This is a genomic window from Bacillus sp. SLBN-46 (assembly GCF_031453555.1).
Classification (GTDB): Bacteria; Bacillota; Bacilli; order Bacillales; family Cytobacillaceae; genus Neobacillus.
The window spans coordinates 3,722,212-3,740,415 of the sequence record NZ_JAVIZM010000001.1 but is presented as its reverse complement, the minus strand read 5'-3'; the positions used below and the strand labels follow the sequence as shown (position 1 = coordinate 3,740,415).

Genomic DNA, 18,204 nt, shown 5'->3' with positions numbered 1-18,204 from the left:
TAATGACAGGAGGAAGTCGATGATTAATAAGTACACTTGCCAAAATGGAGTAAGAATTGTATTAGAAAACATACCAACTGTAAGGTCTGTCGCAATTGGTGTATGGATTGGAACTGGTTCAAGAAACGAAGATCCACAGACAAATGGGATTTCTCATTTCCTAGAGCACATGTTTTTTAAAGGAACAACGACGCGTTCAGCTAAGGAAATTGCTGAATCCTTTGACAGCATTGGCGGTCAAGTTAACGCTTTTACCTCTAAGGAGTATACTTGCTATTATGCAAAGGTTTTGGATACACATTCCAAGTATGCATTAGATGTTTTAGCTGATATGTTCTTTAATTCTACTTTTGTGGAAGAAGAATTGAAAAAGGAAAAGAATGTAGTCCTCGAAGAAATTAAAATGTATGAGGATACACCGGATGATATTGTTCATGATTTACTAAGTAGAGCTGTTTATGAAAACCATCCGCTTGGTTATCCAATTTTAGGGACTGAGGAAACACTAAATACATTTACAGGAGATTCCCTGAAGGAGTACATCCATGAACGATATACACCTGAAAATGTGGTCATCTCAATAGCTGGAAATATCTCGGAATCCTTTATTAAAGAGGTTGAAAATTATTTTGGATCCTACCAAGGTGGGTCAAAGGAAACACCTGAAAATCTTCCTACTTTTCATGCTAACCGCTTGTCACGCAAGAAGGAAACGGAACAGGCTCATTTATGTATTGGATTTGAAGGATTGAAGGTTGGTCATGAGGATATCTATAGCTTAATTACTTTAAATAATATTTTGGGCGGTAGTATGAGTTCCAGACTATTTCAAGAAGTTCGTGAGCAAAGGGGCTTGGCGTACTCTGTATTCTCTTATCATTCTGCTTATCAGGATAGTGGTGTAGTTACTGTTTATGGAGGAACAGGAGCGAAGCAGCTCGATGTTTTATTTGAAACCATTCAGGAAACACTTGATAAATTAAAACAAACGGGTATTACTGAAAAGGAATTGACCAATAGTAAAGAGCAGCTGAAAGGCAGCTTGATGTTAAGTTTGGAAAGTACAAACAGTCGAATGAGCCGGAATGGTAAAAATGAATTACTGTTAAAACGCCACCGTTCACTTGATGAGATTATTGAACAAATTGACCAGGTGACTAAGAATAGTGTGGATGATATGGCAAGAGCTATTTTTACGGATAAATATTCCGTCACATTAATAAGTCCTAATGGGGAATTCCCATCTAAATTATAATCCCAAAACAGTTCGATATTTTTCGAACTGTTTTTTCTTTAGTCTAAATAAGTTCTTCCTTCTATAAAATAATAGAAAAGGGGAAGAAGGAGGTTTTGGAGGTATGAGGTTAAGTGAATTGAGTGGGAAAGAGATTGTTGATGTAAAAAAGGCAGAACGCCTTGGTGTACTCGGACAAACTGACTTAGAAATTAATGAAAGCACTGGACAAATACAGGCGTTGCTTATTCCTTCATTAAAATGGTTTGGCTTTAGGAAACAAGGTGAAGAAATAAGAGTTCCCTGGAAACATATCCAAAAAATCGGATCGGATATGATTATTATTGATGTTCCCGAAGAAGAATAGATTCACCAATTCGAATGAAAAGCCCAAGCAGAAAAACTTCTGCTTGGGCTTTTTTCTTTTACATGTATGGAAAACTCACCGATTGAAGGGAACTTACATAAGATGGTGAAGTGATAAGAAGAAAAGGAATACCTAGAAGGATTTTTATAAAAAAGAAGGTGAATGTTTTCATGCTGACAGGGATGCAGATAGCCGTGATTGGCGGTGATGCCAGACAGCTGGAAATCATCCGCAAGTTAACCGAATTGGACGCGAAATTATCGCTTATTGGTTTTGAACAGCTTGACCATGCCTTTACAGGAGCGGTCAAGGAAAAGTTGGATGAGGTCGATTTTTCTAATATGGACGCACTGATTTTACCGGTGCCAGGTACAAATTTGGAGGGACAGGTAGAAACCATCTTTTCCAATGAAAAGGTTGTTATAACTGGAGAATTACTTAGTAAAACACCTGAACATTGTTCCATTTACTCAGGAATAAGTAACTCCTATTTAAATGGAATAACAAAAGAAAACAAAAGAACACTCATCCAATTATTCGAAAGAGATGATGTAGCTATCTATAATTCTATTCCAACGGTAGAAGGAACAATTATGATGGCGATCCAGCATACTGATTTCACGATACACGGATCAAATATTACTGTTTTGGGCCTTGGCCGTGTAGGGATGAGTGTGGCACGTACGTTTGCTGCACTGGGAGCTAAGGTAAAGGTAGGAGCAAGGAAAAGTGAACATTTAGCAAGAATCACAGAGATGGGTTTAACGCCATTCCATTTAAATAATCTTGTGAATGAAGTAAAAGATACTGATATTTTGATAAATACAGCACCACATTTAATTGTTACGGCAATGGTTATCTCTAAATTACCTTCACATACTCTCATCATTGATCTAGCTTCGAAGCCTGGTGGAACAGATTTCAGATATGCAGAAAAAAGAGGGATTAAGGCGTTACTTGCTCCCGGTTTACCAGGCATAGTTGCACCGAAAACAGCAGGTCAAATTTTGGCAAATGTTCTTGCCCAACTGCTTCAAGAAGATTTACGAAAGCGAAAGGGGAAAGTGAAATGAGTTTAATAGGTAAAAGAATAGGCTTTGGACTAACTGGATCCCATTGTACCTATGATGCCGTATTTCCAGAGATAGAAAAGCTTGTTCAAGCAGGAGCGGAGGTTGTTCCAGTAGTAACCGCTACTGTTCAAAATACAGATACACGCTTTGGCAAGGGGATGGATTGGATTCAACGTATTGAGGACTTAACAGGAAACAAGGTAATTGATTCAATTGTAAAAGCAGAACCACTTGGTCCCAAATTCCCACTTGATTGTATGGTCATTGCTCCTTTAACAGGTGTGTCCATGAGTAAATTTGCCAATGCCATGAATGATAGCCCGGTGTTAATGGCAGCCAAAGCAACTCTTAGAAACTTAAAGCCGGTTGTTCTTGGTATTTCAACAAATGATGCGCTCGGTTTAAATGGAGTAAACTTAATGCGATTGATGGCTACTAAACATATATTCTTTATTCCTTATGGGCAGGATGATCCAATAAAAAAACCAAACTCAATGGTTGCAAGAATGACGATGCTTTCCGAAACAGTAGAAGCAGCGATTGAAGGAAAGCAGATTCAACCCGTTCTTATTGAAAGATATAAAGATGCTGAATAACTCTCTCTCTCTTTCATCATCAAAAAAGGTTATTTCTTCTGAGGAATATGTTAAAATAAATTAATCTTTTAACAGTGGAGTTTCTCAAATACTGCTCCACTGTTAAGGTTATAAATTATACATGACATGCTGGCAATAAGAGTGCCATTTCCTTTAAGACCTTCAAAATACCAGCCATGTTCAGGATGAAAGATTGAAAGGGGAACATGTAATGAGAGAGCATAATGGATTTCACGTTGCAGTAGTTGGAGCAACAGGAGCGGTTGGACAACAAATGATCCAAACATTAGTGAAAGAGAATTTTCCAATCAGAGAACTAACCCTACTATCCTCAGCACGGTCGGCAGGAAAAAAAGTAGTGGTTAATGGTCAGGAATATACCGTCCAAGAAGCCAAGCCTGAGAGCTTTGAGGGTGTTGAAATAGCACTGTTCAGTGCAGGTGGAAGCGTATCTAAAGAACTTGCTCCAGAAGCTGCTAAGCGTGGTGCCATTGTCGTGGACAACACTAGTGCGTTTAGAATGGATGAGAATATACCGTTGGTTGTACCAGAAGTAAATGAAGGGGATTTGCATAACCATAATGGAATTATTGCTAATCCAAATTGTTCGACCATTCAAATGGTTGTTGCTTTAGAGCCTATTCGACAAAAATATGGTTTGAAAAAAATCATTGTGTCTACCTATCAAGCAGTATCTGGTGCAGGTGCTGCAGCAGTGGAAGAATTAATGGAACAAACAAAGTCGATTATTAACGGAGAAACCTATGAACCAACTATTCTTCCGGTAAAATCAGACAAAAATCATTATCAAATTGCATTTAATGCCATTCCACAAATTGATAAGTTTCAAGATAACGGCTATACGTATGAAGAAATGAAAATGATTAATGAAACAAAGAAAATCATGCACTTACCAGAGCTGCAGGTCTCTGCTACATGTGTTCGCTTACCTGTGGCTGTAGGGCATTCTGAATCGGTATACTTTGAGATTGAGGAAGGAAATGTTAGCGCAAGTGAGATTAAAGCATTATTAAAAGATGCACCTGGCGTAGTCCTTCAGGATGATCCTGAAAATCAAGTATACCCAATGCCGGCTGATTGTGTAGGTAAAAATGATGTATTCGTTGGACGTATTAGAAAAGATATAGATGAAGACCGTGGTTTCCATATGTGGGTCGTTTCTGACAACCTGCTAAAAGGTGCTGCGTGGAATTCAGTACAAATTGCGGAAAGCTTAGTTAAATTAGGTTTAGTAAAATAAAAGTTACAACCAAAGGCAGGTTTTGGTGTCACCATGAAAATTATTGTTCAAAAATTTGGCGGGACATCTGTAAAGGATGAAAAGAGTAGAAAGCATGCCCAAGGCCATATTGAAAAAGCATTAGCTGATGGATATAAAGTGGTGGTTGTTGTTTCAGCAATGGGTAGAAAAGGTGACCCATATGCAACCGATACACTTTTATCGTTAATTGGTGGGAATCTAAGCAAGATCTCAAAAAGAGAACATGATTTATTATTGTCCTGTGGGGAGATTATATCTAGTGTCGTGTTTGCAAATATGTTATTAGACAGTGGTATTAATGCTGTTGCTTTAACAGGTGCTCAAGCAGGATTCCGTACAAATAATGATCATACAAATGCAAAGATTACTGAAATGAAGTGTGAGAGATTGCTCAGGGAACTTGAGAATACTGATGTAGTTGTTGTGGCTGGATTCCAAGGAGCGGCAAAGAACGGGGATATCACCACCATTGGACGCGGAGGAAGTGATACATCCGCTGCCGCATTAGGTGCTGCTCTTAATGCAGAATGGATCGATATTTTTACTGATGTCGAAGGAATTATGACTGCTGACCCACGTATTGCTGAAAATGCACGTCCACTATCAGTGGTTACTTACACTGAAGTGTGCAACATGGCCTATCAGGGAGCTAAGGTCATCCATCCAAGAGCAGTAGAAATTGCTATGCAGGCAAAGGTACCAATTCGTATTCGTTCTACTTATTCCGATAATTTAGGAACGTTGGTTACAACCCTAAATAAAAATAATCGGGGGAGCGATATTAAGGAGCGTGTGGTAACAGGAATTGCTCATGTTTCTAATGTTACTCAAATAAAGGTTTTTGCTAAAAAAGATCAATATTATTTGCAGGCTGAAGTATTTAAGGCTATGGCAAATGAAAAGATCAGTGTTGATTTTATCAATATATCGCCCAATGGTGTAATTTATACGGTAACAGATGAGATGACTGACCGGGCAATAAAAGTATTAAATGAACTAGGGCATGACCCTGTTGTAGAGAGATATTGTGCAAAAGTTTCTGTAGTTGGTGCCGGAATTGCGGGTGTCCCTGGAGTTACCTCCAAGATTGTAACCGCACTTTCAGATCAAGGGATTCGTATTTTACAATCTGCGGATAGTCATACAACTATTTGGGTACTTGTAAAACAAGATGACTTAGTTAAATCTGTCAATGCACTTCATGACGCGTTTCAATTAGAAGATGAGTCAGTAGAATTCAATCTTTCAGATTTGTAATAGTGTTTAATGAAGTGATATAAGAAAACTAGAAACATCTTTGTTTTTCACTAGTGGCACGTAACGAAAGGAGTAGAACAATGATTCATTTCGGACGGGTGTCTACAGCAATGGTAACCCCTTTTGATAAAAAAGGGCATATAGATTTTGCTAAGACAACTCAATTGATAAATTTCCTCATAGAGAATGGAACAGATTCACTGGTTATAGCTGGCACGACAGGGGAATCACCAACTTTAACAAAAGAGGAAAAACTTGCGTTATTTAGTCATGTCGTAAAGGTTGTAAACAAAAGAGTACCTGTTATTGCGGGTACGGGAAGTAACAATACGTATGCCTCTATTGAATTGACAAAAAAGGCAGAGCAGCTTGGTGTTGATGCCATTATGGTTGTTGCACCTTATTACAATAAACCAAATCAAGAAGGCTTATATCAGCATTTTAAAGCTGTGGCAGAAGCAACTTCTCTGCCAGTTATGGTGTATAACATTCCTGGTAGATCCGTTGTAAATATACTTCCTGAAACAATTATTCGTCTTTCAAAGATTTCGAATATCGTTGCAGTGAAGGAAGCTAGTGGAGATTTAAATGCAATGACACAGATTATTGCAAATACGGATGATGAGTTTGTTTTATACAGTGGGGATGATAGCTTAACATTACCTGTCCTATCTATAGGTGGTGCCGGTGTGGTATCAGTGGCATCGCATGTGGTAGGCAATGACATGCAGGAAATGGTTAAAGCCTTTTTTGATGGGGATAACAAAAAGGCGGCACTGATACATCAACAGCTTCTTCCAACGATGCAGGGATTATTTGCGGCTCCAAGCCCTGCCCCTGTTAAAACAGCCTTACAGATGGCTGGTTTAGATGTTGGGTCAGTCAGATTGCCGCTTGTGGGCCTCACTGAACAGGAACGTGCAACATTACAATCCATTTTAAATAAAAAATAATTTTTAGAGGGCTGACCTGTATAGGTCAGTCTCTTTCTTTTTTCTTGAAGTCACACCAAGAGGTAAATTAGCTTTTTTAAGTTGTAAACATTTTCTTTTTTCAAGTATAATAATGGTAACTGATTTCGAACGGAATAAAAAAGTTCAAGAAATTAAATTGCTACTACATAGGAGGATTCACACTTGATAAAGAGAAAAAATAAAACCATTAAGTTTATTGCACTTGGTGGCGTAGGAGAAATCGGAAAAAATATGTACCTAGTAGAAGTAGATGGAGACATATTGATCGTGGACGCCGGCTTAATGTTCCCCGAGGAAGAAATGCTAGGCATCGATATGGTCATTCCTGATTTAACCTACTTAAGAGATAATAAGGATCGAGTAAAAGCTGTTTTTTTAACACATGGACATGAAGATCATATTGGTGCACTTTCCTATGTATTAAGGCAAGTAAATGTACCGGTTTATGGAACAAAATTAACCCTTGCCCTTGCTGCTGCAAAGCTTAAAGAACAGGAATTTAACGGGCATGCTAACTTTATTGAAGTAAACTCAGATACAGTCGTAGAATTAGATTCAGTAAATGTCAGCTTTTTTAGGACAAATCATAGTATTCCTGATTCTGTCGGAGTTTGCATACATACGTCTGAAGGAATTATCGTATATACAGGTGACTTTAAATTTGATCAGGCAGCAACGAAGCTTTATAAACCCGAAATTGGTAAAATGGCAGCTATAGGTGATCAAGGTGTTTTATGTTTACTATCAGATAGTACCGAAGCAGAAAAACCTGGTTACACAACTTCAGAAGCGATTGTTGAAAGAGAGTTGTCTAATGCTTTCTATAATGCACCAGGCCGAATCATAGCCGCGTGCTTTGCATCAGATATTAACCGGATCCAACATATTTTTGATGTGGCCAAGGATAACGGTCGTAAAGTAGCAGTGGTAGGAAAGAGTTTAGAGCGTATTTATCATATTGCACTTGATATGGGCTATTTAGAAGTAGCTGAAGATCTAATTATCCCAATTCACGAGCTTAAAAATTATCAAGATCGAGAAATTGTCGTGCTTGCTACCGGAACTCAAGGAGAACCAATTGAAGCTCTTCAAAAGATGGCAAAGCAAACACATAAACAACTGAATATTCAGACAGGAGATACTGTTTTAATTGCTGCCTCACCTTTAAAAGGTAGCGAAGTTTTCTTATTTAAAACAGTAGATATGTTATTTAGAGCAGGTGCCAATGTTATATCTGGCAAACGGACAATCCATGTATCGAGCCATGGAAGTCAGGAAGAATTAAAATTTATGATTAATTTAATGCAACCAAAATTTTTCATTCCTGTTCATGGTGAGTATCGGATGTTAAAAGCCCATCGGAAAGTAGCACTTGAATGCGGTCTTACAGATGAAAAAATTATGATTCCTGACCGTGGTGATGTGTTGGAATGGAAAGACGGAAAGCTAGCATTGGCAGGTAAAGTTCCTTCTGGTAATGTCCTTATTGATGGAATTGGTGTAGGGGATGTTGGGAATATTGTATTGCGGGATCGTAGGCTTTTATCTCAGGATGGAATCCTTATTGTTGTTGTAACCTTGACGAAACAAGACAAGAAAATTGCAGCAGGTCCAGAAATAATTTCAAGAGGGTTTGTATATGTTCGTGAATCAGAAAAATTAATGGATGATTCCACTAAATTGGTAAAGGATATTGTTGAGCGTACGATCGCTAAGGGATCATTTGAATGGGCAAGCCTAAAGCAAGAAATTCGAGATGAATTAAATCGCTATTTATTTGAAAAAACAAAAAGAAGACCAATGATTCTACCAATCATTATGGAAGTGTAAGCATGAAGGTACTGGACTATGAACCAGTACCTTTTTTATATGGATAGGTAGAATGAAATCAAATCATAGGTCAATACTAAAATATATCTTGCTGTGAAGGGAGTATTTGGATGAATAACGATATACAAAAAAATGATACTGGTAACCAGGATGGCGGCGAGCCTCAAAAAGAGGAAAAGCCTGCTTCAGGTTTAATAGAAAAAATTCAGCAGCTTGGCCAAACCAATGTTCCACAGCTATCTGCAGATTCAAGAATTCATTGTTTAACAATCATAGGACAAATTGAGGGGCATATGGCACTTCCTCCTCAAAACAAAACCACTAAGTATGAGCATCTATTGCCACAGCTTGTAGCTATTGAGCAAAATCCCAAGATTGAAGGAGTGCTCATAGTTTTAAATACGGTTGGAGGTGACGTTGAAGCGGGGCTTGCCATTTCTGAAATGATAGCCTCCTTATCAAAACCAACTGTTTCCATTGTTTTAGGAGGCGGACATTCAATCGGTGTCCCAATTGCTGTATCCTGTGATTATTCCTTTATTGCAGAAACAGCGACTATGACGATTCACCCAATTCGATTAACTGGCCTCGTCATTGGTGTTCCTGCAACCTTTGAATACTTAGATAAAATGCAAGAGAGGGTAGTAAATTTCGTTACGAAGCATTCGAAAATTACCGAGGATACCTTTAAAGACTTAATGTTTGCAAAGGGTAATTTGACAAGAGATATTGGAACAAATGTAATTGGTGTTGACGCCGTGAAGTCTGGGTTAATTGATGAAGTAGGTGGATTGGGACCGGCTATGAAGAAGCTAAATGAAATGATCGACCTTCGTAAGGAAAAAAATGAGGGGCTGATTCAATGATTTTATATACGATGATGCCAAATGAACTGATCTTTCCAACTGAACAAGAATCGTTTCAGCAACAAAAAATGATAACCTATCAAGGAGTTCCACTCCTAGTAGAGCAAATGGATCCGCAAAATGTTCAAGTAATCCGTATTCTAAGCAGCGATCCGCAACACTATCTTGATGAACGGATATGCCCTGGTGCTAAAATTTCTTTTGGTATCCAAGAGGGTTTGTCCGCTTTGCAGTAGTAGATTATGGTATAATCAGGTTACAAAGAGAAGAGCAGCCATTCCGGCTGCTTTCTTCCATTTCTCTATTATTAATTAAGTTATACATATTAACTTATAGTAATATTGTGGAATAATATACCATAACTAACATATAAGGTGATTAGATGGCCAAAAAAAAGAGAAGACAACCAAAAAAGAGAGATAACCATTTAAAACGCACAATCCAATTTGAATTAACGGCACTTGCTATTTTGGCAATTGCCATTATTTCCATTGCCAAGCTTGGGGCAGTAGGAAAAGCAACTGTCCTTTTCTTTAGATTTTGGATGGGTGAATGGTATATGCTAGGTTTGCTGGGGCTGGTAGTATTAAGCATATACTTAATGTGGAAGCGAGAAATACCATTTCTCTTTCATATTAAATTAGTAGGAAGCTATTTTATTGTTTCAGCTATCCTTTTATTAAGCCATGTTACATTGTTCCACTTACTTACGAATGATGGAAAATTTAAAGATCCAAGTGTCATTAGTAATACATGGGAATTATTCATGATGGAACTTCGAGGGGAAACAAGTACAACCGACCTTGGCGGTGGTATCCTTGGAGCTATTTTGTTTGCACTATTCCATTACCTATTCGCAGAAACAGGTACTAAGATTATTGCATTTATTTTTATTATTATTGGTATAGTTTTACTTACAGGCAAATCCTTTGGAGACTTCATAGGCAAGATTATGTTGACGCTGTTCGACTTCTCTAAAAATCAATGGGAAGCATTTAAAACGGATATGTCAGAATGGAAGCAAAAACAAGAAGAACGGAAAAATGAGAAAAAGGAACAAAAAGCAAGACAACAGGAACCCTCTGCACAGGAAAGTGGACCTGTCATCAACGTTCAACAGCCGCCCATGCAGGAGGAAACAATTGTTCCTGAGCCGATAATTTCAAGTTTTGCTGACAAAGCTTATACGGAAGAATCAGTGGACATACCTTCGCAAAATAAAAATGAACAGCAAAAAGGAAACATAGAAGAGGAAGTTGATCAAGTACCTCCAATCACGTTTACTGAAGTAGAAAATGTTGCATACGAATTGCCTCCTCTTCGATTATTAAAGCTTCCAAAGAAAACAGATCAAAGTGGTGAATATGAACTAATTCATGCAAATGCTGCAAAACTAGAGAGAACATTTCAAAGCTTCGGTGTTAAGGCGAGAGTCACTCAGGTTCATTTAGGCCCAGCTGTAACAAAATATGAGGTACACCCAGATGTGGGTGTAAAAGTTAGTAAGATTGTTAGCTTAAGTGATGACTTAGCTTTAGCACTTGCTGCCAAGGATATACGAATTGAGGCACCTATTCCAGGAAAATCAGCTATTGGAATTGAAGTTCCTAATTCAGAGGTAGCCATGGTCTCACTTCGTGAAGTATTAGATGCTACTCAGAATGATAAACCGGATGCCAAATTACTAATTGGACTGGGCAGAGATATAACTGGTGAGGCTGTGTTGGCCGAATTAAATAAAATGCCCCATCTACTTGTGGCAGGTGCTACTGGGAGTGGGAAAAGTGTATGTATTAATGGAATCATAACTAGTATTCTGATGAGGGCAAAGCCTCATGAAGTAAAGTTAATGATGATTGATCCGAAAATGGTTGAACTAAATGTTTATAATGGTATTCCACATTTACTTGCACCAGTTGTGACAGATGCGAAAAAAGCCTCACAGGCATTGAAAAAGGTTGTTAGTGAAATGGAAAGACGTTATGAACTCTTTTCATACACAGGAACACGTAATATTGAGGGCTATAATGAGCATGTGAGAAGACATAATTTAGAGGAAAATGACAAGCAGCCATTATTGCCTTACATTGTCGTTATTGTTGATGAGTTAGCTGATTTAATGATGGTTGCCTCTTCAGATGTAGAAGATTCAATCACACGACTCGCACAAATGGCGCGTGCAGCAGGTATTCACTTGATTATAGCTACTCAAAGACCATCTGTGGATGTTATTACAGGTGTTATAAAAGCAAATATACCTTCCCGAATTGCCTTTGCTGTATCAAGTGCAACGGATTCAAGAACAATTTTGGATATGGGTGGAGCAGAAAAGTTACTGGGGCGTGGGGATATGTTATTCCTGCCAGTGGGAGCATCAAAACCTGTCCGTGTCCAAGGTGCATTCCTTTCTGATCAAGAGGTGGAGGATACCGTGGAATTTGTTATTTCACAGCAAAAAGCTCAATACCAAGAAGAAATGATCCCTGATGATATTCCGGAAGTAACAGGAGCAGTTGAGGATGATTTGTATGATGAGGCCGTTGATTTAATTGTTGAAATGCAAACTGCATCAGTTTCCATGCTGCAACGCCGTTTCCGAATTGGTTATACTAGAGCAGCTCGCCTTATTGATGAAATGGAAGCACGTGGAGTAGTGGGTCCATACGAAGGAAGTAAGCCGCGTGTGGTCTTACAGACAAAGCCAAAAGAAGAGCAAAGTTCATAGTATAAAAAAAAGAGCCAATGGCTCTTTTTTTTATACTAAATTCTCACATGTCCCATACTATAGTAGTAAGTGCGCACTTAAAAAAGATGATGAAAAAGACCTATGTTCTACTGTGAAATACCTATATTTTTAATAGAAAGAATATATTATAACAGATTTCAACGCAATAAAATCAACAACTTTAAGACATTTTTGAAGAATGAACCTTTTTTCGACAAAATTTTGAATACCTATTTATTTATCACTAAAAAAATGTTACTATAATCTCGGTTAGTAGGAATGATATCAGATGTCTGATGTCTTAGGAAAAAGCCTGGAGGATAAAGCATGTCAATTAAGTCAGATAACCGGCATTTATACTTACAAGTAATCGATCGGTTAAAGCAGGATATTGAAAATGGAATATATAAAGAAAAAGAAAAATTACCTTCCGAATTCGATCTTGCGAAACAGCTTGGTGTAAGCAGGGCAACACTTCGAGAGGCTTTACGTATTCTTGAGGAAGAAAACGTTATCATTAGGCGCCATGGTGTTGGCACCTTTGTTAATGCAAAGCCACTGTTTACTTCAGGGATTGAACAACTTAATAGTGTCACTGACATGATTAAACAAGCTGGTATGAAACCAGGAACCATTTTCTTAAGCTCATCAACACAGGGGCCTACCGAAGAGGATATTCGCCGTTTCTCATGTTCTACAAGTGAGGAAATTTTCGTGATGGAGAGGGTTAGGACCGCAAATGGTGAACCAGTTGTCTACTGTATTGACAAGGTTCCCGAACGGATTTTGCCTAAAACTTTTTCCTATGAGGAAGGTTTCTTCCGCATATTGGACGAAGAAGCAAACCGAAGAATTACATACGCGGTCGCTCAAATCGAGCCGATAGGCTATCATGAAAAAATTTCCCCAATTCTAGAATGTGATCCTGAAACTGCATTGTTAGTTTTAAAACAAATGCATTTCGATGAAATGGATGAGCCTGTTCTATATTCGGTAAACTATTTTAAAGCGGACAAGTTTAGTTTTCATGTATTAAGGAAACGTATTTAATTTTTTTAATACGAGATGAAAACGTACCCAGTTCTGCGAAAATTTCTACTATATCAAACATATCATAGGGGGTACAATACCTTGCAAAAGCGTAAAATTGGAATGGCGCTATCTTTAGTTCTTGCTGCTGGAACACTTTTAGGTGCTTGTGGAAAAAGCGATGACACAAGCAAAAACGAAACATCTAAGGGTGGAGAAGAAAAAGGAAAAGCATTCTCTGTTGCCATGGTTACTGACGTCGGTGGTGTTGATGACAAATCATTCAACCAATCAGCATGGGAAGGTCTTCAAAAATTTGGTGCTGACAATGGATTGAAAAAAGGTAAAGGTGGATTTGATTACCTACAATCTAAGTCTGATGCAGATTACTCTACAAACTTAAATACTCTTGCACGTCAAGATTTTAACTTAGTATTCGGTATCGGTTTCTTAATGCAAGCTGCAGTTGAAGAAATCGCGAAACAACAAAAAGATTCACACTTTGCTATCATTGATGCTGAAGTTAAACAGCCCAATGTTGCTAGCGTTCTTTTCAAAGAGCAAGAAGCAGCATTCCTTGCTGGTGTTGCAGCAGCTCTGACAACAAAATCTAACCACATCGGTTTCATCGGTGGTATGGAAATCCCTGTTATCGAGCGTTTCGAATCTGGTTTCTTAGCTGGTGTTAAAGCTGCTAAGCCAGAAGTAAAAGTTGATGTACAATATTCTGGAGCATTTGACAAAGCAGAACTTGGTCAAAATATCGCTTCTAAAATGTATTCTTCTGGCGCAGACGTAGTATTCCACGCAGCTGGTGGAACAGGGGTTGGATTATTTAAAGAAGCAAATGATTTAAAGAAAAAAGATCCGGCTCGTGAAATTTGGGCTATCGGTGTAGACAGTGACCAAGCAAACATGGGTCCTGATATTGTTCTTACATCAGCTCTTAAGCGTGTTGACAATGCGGTAATAGACATTTCTAAAAAAGCAAAAGACGGAAACTTCCCTGGCGGCCAATCAATCGTTTATGGTCTAGCTGAAGATGGCGTTGGCTTAGCACCAATCAACAGCAAAGCTGCAAGTAAAGATGCAATTGAAACTGCTGTAAAAGATTGGATCGAAAAGATTAAATCAGGTGCTGTAAAAGTTCCTGGAACTCGTGATGAATTAAAAACTTTTAGCGCAAAATAATTTTTGTGAGGAAAAAGCGGGTTGGAGAAACCTAGCCCGCTTTTACCTTGATTAAGAATCTTAACTGAAGTGTAGAATTGAAATTCTACTTTTCATTTAAGATTTTGTAATGGGGAGGAAATCCCTGTTTTTTTAAAATTCGGAAAGGTCTGACCTCTTACTACTTCTGGTCGATTTTTCCTTTATCATGTCACAGGGAGTGAGAAGAGATGGAATATGTAATTGAAATGCTTAACATCCGTAAGGAGTTTAATGGCTTTGTTGCGAATGATAACATAACTCTTCAATTAAAAAAGGGTGAAATTCACGCATTACTTGGTGAAAATGGTGCGGGGAAATCTACCTTAATGAATGTTCTATTTGGTTTATATCAACCAGAGCAGGGTGAAATCCGTGTTAAAGGAAAGCCTGTTAACATTTCTAACCCGAACATAGCAAATGATTTAGGAATTGGAATGGTCCACCAGCACTTTATGTTAGTTGATACATTTTCAGTAACTGAAAACATTATTTTAGGTAGAGAAATAACCTCTGCTGGCCGAATAGATATTAAAAAGGCTGAACAACAAGTGCGTGAGATTTCAGAACGCTATGGTTTAGCAGTTGACCCTCAAGCAAAAATTTCCGATATTTCAGTAGGTATGCAGCAAAGGGTTGAAATTCTAAAAACGCTTTATCGTGGTGCTGAAATTCTTATTTTTGATGAACCAACAGCTGTACTTACACCGCAGGAAATCAAAGAATTAATCCAAATAATGAAAACGCTTATTAAAGAAGGCAAATCTATTATTCTTATTACTCATAAATTGAAAGAAATTATGGAAGTTTCCGATCGTTGTACTGTTATCCGTAAAGGTAAGGGTATTGGAACTGTTAATGTAAGTGAAACCAATCCTAATGAGCTTGCAAGCTTAATGGTTGGACGTGATGTTGTCTTCAAAACTGAAAAGAAAGAAGCAACTCCAAAACAAGATGTACTTGAAATTAGTGATTTGGTCGTTAAAGATCCTCGTGGCGTGACAGTTGTTAATGGTTTGAATCTTTCTGTACGTGCTGGTGAGATTGTTGGTATTGCAGGTGTTGACGGTAATGGCCAGTCAGAATTTATTGAGGCAATTACTGGCTTGCGTAAAGCTGAAACCGGAAGCGTGAAATTAAACGGTAAAGAATTGATCAATCAAACGCCAAGACATATTACAGAATCAGGTGTGGGTCATATTCCTCAAGACCGTCATAAGCATGGACTAGTTTTAAACTTCCCAATCGGAGAAAACATGGTTTTACAGACTTATAATAAAAAACCATATTCAAAGAATGGAGTTTTAAACTTCAAGGAAATTTATAAAAAAGCAAAATCACTAATTAGTGAATTCGATGTCCGTACGCCTAGTGAGTACACGTTAGCACGTGCACTATCCGGTGGTAACCAACAAAAGGCGATAATTGGACGTGAAGTTGACCGCAATCCTGACCTACTGATTGCAGCACAGCCTACTCGTGGTTTGGATGTTGGTGCAATTGAATTCATTCATAAACGCTTAATCGAGCAGCGCGATAATGGTAAAGCAGTTCTACTTATTTCATTTGAATTAGATGAAATAATGAATGTTAGTGACCGCATTGCTGTTATATACGAGGGGAAAATCGTAGCTATCGTGAATCCAAAGGAAACAAATGAACAAGAGCTTGGATTATTGATGGCTGGATCGAATAGAAAGGAAGCGGGTGAAGTAACAAATGTCTAAACGGGTAAGAAGTATTTTAACACCAGTTATTGCCGTCTTATTAGGTATCCTTGTAGGAACAATTATCATGGTTGTCAGTGGTTACGATCCGATTGCAGCTTTTACAGCATTATGGAATGGTGCATTTGGAGACATTTATTATATCGGAGAAGTAGTCAGACAATTCACACCGTATATTTTAGCGGGATTAGCTGTTGCCTTTGCCTTCCGAGTTGGTTTGTTTAATATCGGGGTTGAAGGACAGTTCTTAGTTGGTTGGCTTGCAGCAGTTTGGGTGGGGGTTGCTTTTGATCTACCACGTGTAATTCATTTACCACTTGCTATCTTAGCAGCAATTGTAGCTGGTGCACTTTGGGCATTTATTCCTGGCTTATTAAAGGCACGTTTCCGTGTCCATGAAGTAATCGTAACCATCATGATGAACTATGTCGCACTTCATGTGTCTAACTATATTATTCGTAACGTAATATCAAAAAAAGGTGATAATACAGGTCCAATTCATAAATCAGCAACCTTACGTTCTGAGTGGTTAGAAAGTCTAACTGATTATTCACGTCTTCACTGGGGAATTATTCTTGCAATCCTATCTTGCTTTGTTATGTGGTTTTTATTAGAAAGAACAACAAGAGGTTTCGAATTAAGATCAGTAGGTTTTAACCAGCATGCTGCACATTACGCTGGTATGAACGTTAATAAGAATATTATCCTTTCTATGTTGATTTCTGGAGCCTTTGCTGGATTAGCTGGTGCAATGGAAGGTCTTGGTACTTTCGAGTATGCAGCGGTTAAAGGTGGATTCTCTGGAGTAGGGTTTGACGGTATTGCCGTTGCCTTACTAGGTGGAAATACAGCATTAGGTGTTTTCTTCTCGGCAATTCTATTTGGTGTTCTAAAAGTGGGAGCATTAAACATGCCTCTTGAAGCAGGCGTTCCTAATGAATTAGTTGATATCATCATTGCATTAATTGTATTCTTTGTTGCATCAAGCTACATCATCAGAGTATTTCTTGACAGAATCAGTAAGAAGGAGGTGAAGTAAGTTGAGTTTAATGGACATTTTAGTGATTCTTGTTCCTTCCACATTATTATGGGCAGCTCCACTTGTCTTCACTGCATTAGGCGGTATTTTCTCAGAGCGTTCTGGGGTAGTAAATATTGGGCTTGAAGGTTTAATGGTAATTGGGGCATTTACAGCCATTGTGTTCAACTTAACTACTTATGATACATTTGGTAGTGCTACACCGTGGATTGCTTTATTAGTAGCTATGGCTGCTGGAACATTCTTCTCACTATTCCATGCGGTTGCGTCTATTACATTCCGTGCTGACCATACCGTTTCTGGTGTTGCAATCAACTTATTAGCAACAGGACTTACCTTGTTCCTTGTCAAACTTATTTATGATAAAGGTGAAACTGGAATTATTTCTAAAGGCTTTAGCAAAATTGATATTCCTGTGTTAAAAGACATTCCGGTTATTGGAAAAATCTTTTTCCAAAACACCTATTGGACTTCTTTCTTAGCAATTATTGTTGCCATTATTGTATGGTATGTCGTTTTCAAAACTCCATTTGGTCTTCGTCTTCGTTCTGTTGGTGAACACCCAATGGCAGCTGACACAATGGGTATTAATGTAACAAAAATGCGTTACCTTGGTGTTCTCCTTTCTGGAGCACTTGGCGGCCTAGGCGGTGGAGTGTACGCACAATCCATCACTTCTAACTTCAGCCACTCTACTATCAGTGGTCAAGGTTTCATGGCTTTAGCAGCCATGATTTTCGGTAAATGGCATCCTCTTGGCGCATTAGGAGCAGCAATCTTCTTCGGTTTTGCTCAAAGTATCAGTATCATTGGATCAAGTTTACCTTTCTTGAAGGAAATTCCAAGCGTATACTTGCTAATCGCTCCTTATGTATTAACCATCTTAGCTCTAACTGGATTCATCGGTCGTGCCGATGCACCAAAAGCAGTTGGTACTCACTATATCAAAGGCAGCCGTTAATAATCATAGAAAAAGCTCTCAGTCACCCACTGAGA

At 38.3% G+C, this 18,204-nt stretch carries 16 protein-coding genes; all 16 read left to right on the top strand.

Annotation, left to right across the window (positions count from 1 at the left end; translation table 11 throughout):
* The first annotated feature begins 19 nt into the window (after nt 1-19).
* The 16 genes from QFZ87_RS19030 (at nt 20) to QFZ87_RS18955 (ending at nt 18,169) form a co-directional block, all read left to right on the top strand.
* Nucleotides 20-1,255 (top strand): M16 family metallopeptidase, encoded by a 1,236-nt coding sequence (locus tag QFZ87_RS19030; RefSeq protein WP_309864956.1) that lies wholly within the window; start codon nt 20-22, stop codon nt 1,253-1,255.
* Nucleotides 1,256-1,358: 103 nt separating this feature from the next.
* Nucleotides 1,359-1,601, top strand: a complete 243-nt coding sequence (locus QFZ87_RS19025) for a YlmC/YmxH family sporulation protein (RefSeq protein ID WP_308080161.1) — start codon at nt 1,359-1,361, stop codon at nt 1,599-1,601.
* A gap of 170 nt (nt 1,602-1,771) precedes the next feature.
* Nucleotides 1,772-2,674, top strand: coding sequence for a dipicolinic acid synthetase subunit A (gene dpaA / locus QFZ87_RS19020; RefSeq protein ID WP_309867984.1), 903 nt, complete (start codon nt 1,772-1,774; stop codon nt 2,672-2,674).
* Nucleotides 2,671-3,270: a dipicolinate synthase subunit B gene (dpaB, locus tag QFZ87_RS19015; protein WP_309864949.1), complete on the top strand. Its 600-nt coding sequence runs from the start codon at nt 2,671-2,673 to the stop codon at nt 3,268-3,270. Before dpaA ends, dpaB begins: the two co-directional genes overlap by 4 nt.
* Before the next feature lie 211 nt (nt 3,271-3,481).
* Complete coding sequence (gene asd, locus QFZ87_RS19010; RefSeq protein ID WP_309864946.1) at nt 3,482-4,531, top strand: aspartate-semialdehyde dehydrogenase; 1,050 nt, start codon at nt 3,482-3,484, stop codon at nt 4,529-4,531.
* A 33-nt stretch (nt 4,532-4,564) separates the two neighbouring features.
* Complete coding sequence (gene dapG / locus QFZ87_RS19005; protein WP_309864944.1) at nt 4,565-5,809, top strand: aspartate kinase; 1,245 nt, start codon at nt 4,565-4,567, stop codon at nt 5,807-5,809.
* Nucleotides 5,810-5,889: 80 nt separating this feature from the next.
* Nucleotides 5,890-6,762 (top strand): 4-hydroxy-tetrahydrodipicolinate synthase, encoded by an 873-nt coding sequence (gene dapA, locus QFZ87_RS19000; RefSeq protein WP_309864941.1) that lies wholly within the window; start codon nt 5,890-5,892, stop codon nt 6,760-6,762.
* Between the two features lie 183 nt (nt 6,763-6,945).
* Complete coding sequence (locus QFZ87_RS18995) at nt 6,946-8,613, top strand: ribonuclease J (RefSeq protein ID WP_309864939.1); 1,668 nt, start codon at nt 6,946-6,948, stop codon at nt 8,611-8,613.
* A gap of 110 nt (nt 8,614-8,723) precedes the next feature.
* The gene (locus QFZ87_RS18990; protein ID WP_309864936.1) at nt 8,724-9,479 is read left to right on the top strand and encodes a ClpP family protease; all 756 of its coding nucleotides are present in this window, start codon (nt 8,724-8,726) and stop codon (nt 9,477-9,479) included.
* On the top strand, nt 9,476-9,715 hold the full coding sequence (locus QFZ87_RS18985) for a YlzJ-like family protein (protein WP_309864934.1): 240 nt from the start codon (nt 9,476-9,478) through the stop codon (nt 9,713-9,715). Before QFZ87_RS18990 ends, QFZ87_RS18985 begins: the two co-directional genes overlap by 4 nt.
* A gap of 146 nt (nt 9,716-9,861) precedes the next feature.
* Complete coding sequence (locus tag QFZ87_RS18980) at nt 9,862-12,204, top strand: DNA translocase FtsK (protein WP_309864932.1); 2,343 nt, start codon at nt 9,862-9,864, stop codon at nt 12,202-12,204.
* Between the two features lie 327 nt (nt 12,205-12,531).
* Nucleotides 12,532-13,254, top strand: coding sequence for a GntR family transcriptional regulator (locus QFZ87_RS18975; RefSeq protein ID WP_309864929.1), 723 nt, complete (start codon nt 12,532-12,534; stop codon nt 13,252-13,254).
* Nucleotides 13,255-13,335: 81 nt separating this feature from the next.
* A complete protein-coding gene (locus tag QFZ87_RS18970) occupies nt 13,336-14,424 on the top strand; it encodes a BMP family lipoprotein (RefSeq protein WP_309864926.1) in 1,089 nt (362 codons plus the stop codon).
* A 209-nt stretch (nt 14,425-14,633) separates the two neighbouring features.
* On the top strand, nt 14,634-16,169 hold the full coding sequence (locus QFZ87_RS18965; protein ID WP_309864923.1) for an ABC transporter ATP-binding protein: 1,536 nt from the start codon (nt 14,634-14,636) through the stop codon (nt 16,167-16,169).
* Nucleotides 16,162-17,208, top strand: a complete 1,047-nt coding sequence (locus tag QFZ87_RS18960) for an ABC transporter permease (RefSeq protein ID WP_309864920.1) — start codon at nt 16,162-16,164, stop codon at nt 17,206-17,208. Before QFZ87_RS18965 ends, QFZ87_RS18960 begins: the two co-directional genes overlap by 8 nt.
* Nucleotide 17,209: 1 nt before the next feature.
* Nucleotides 17,210-18,169 carry an ABC transporter permease gene (locus QFZ87_RS18955; RefSeq protein WP_309864917.1) on the top strand — a complete coding sequence of 320 codons (960 nt, stop codon included), beginning with the start codon at nt 17,210-17,212 and terminating at the stop codon, nt 18,167-18,169.
* Nucleotides 18,170-18,204: the final 35 nt, after the last annotated feature.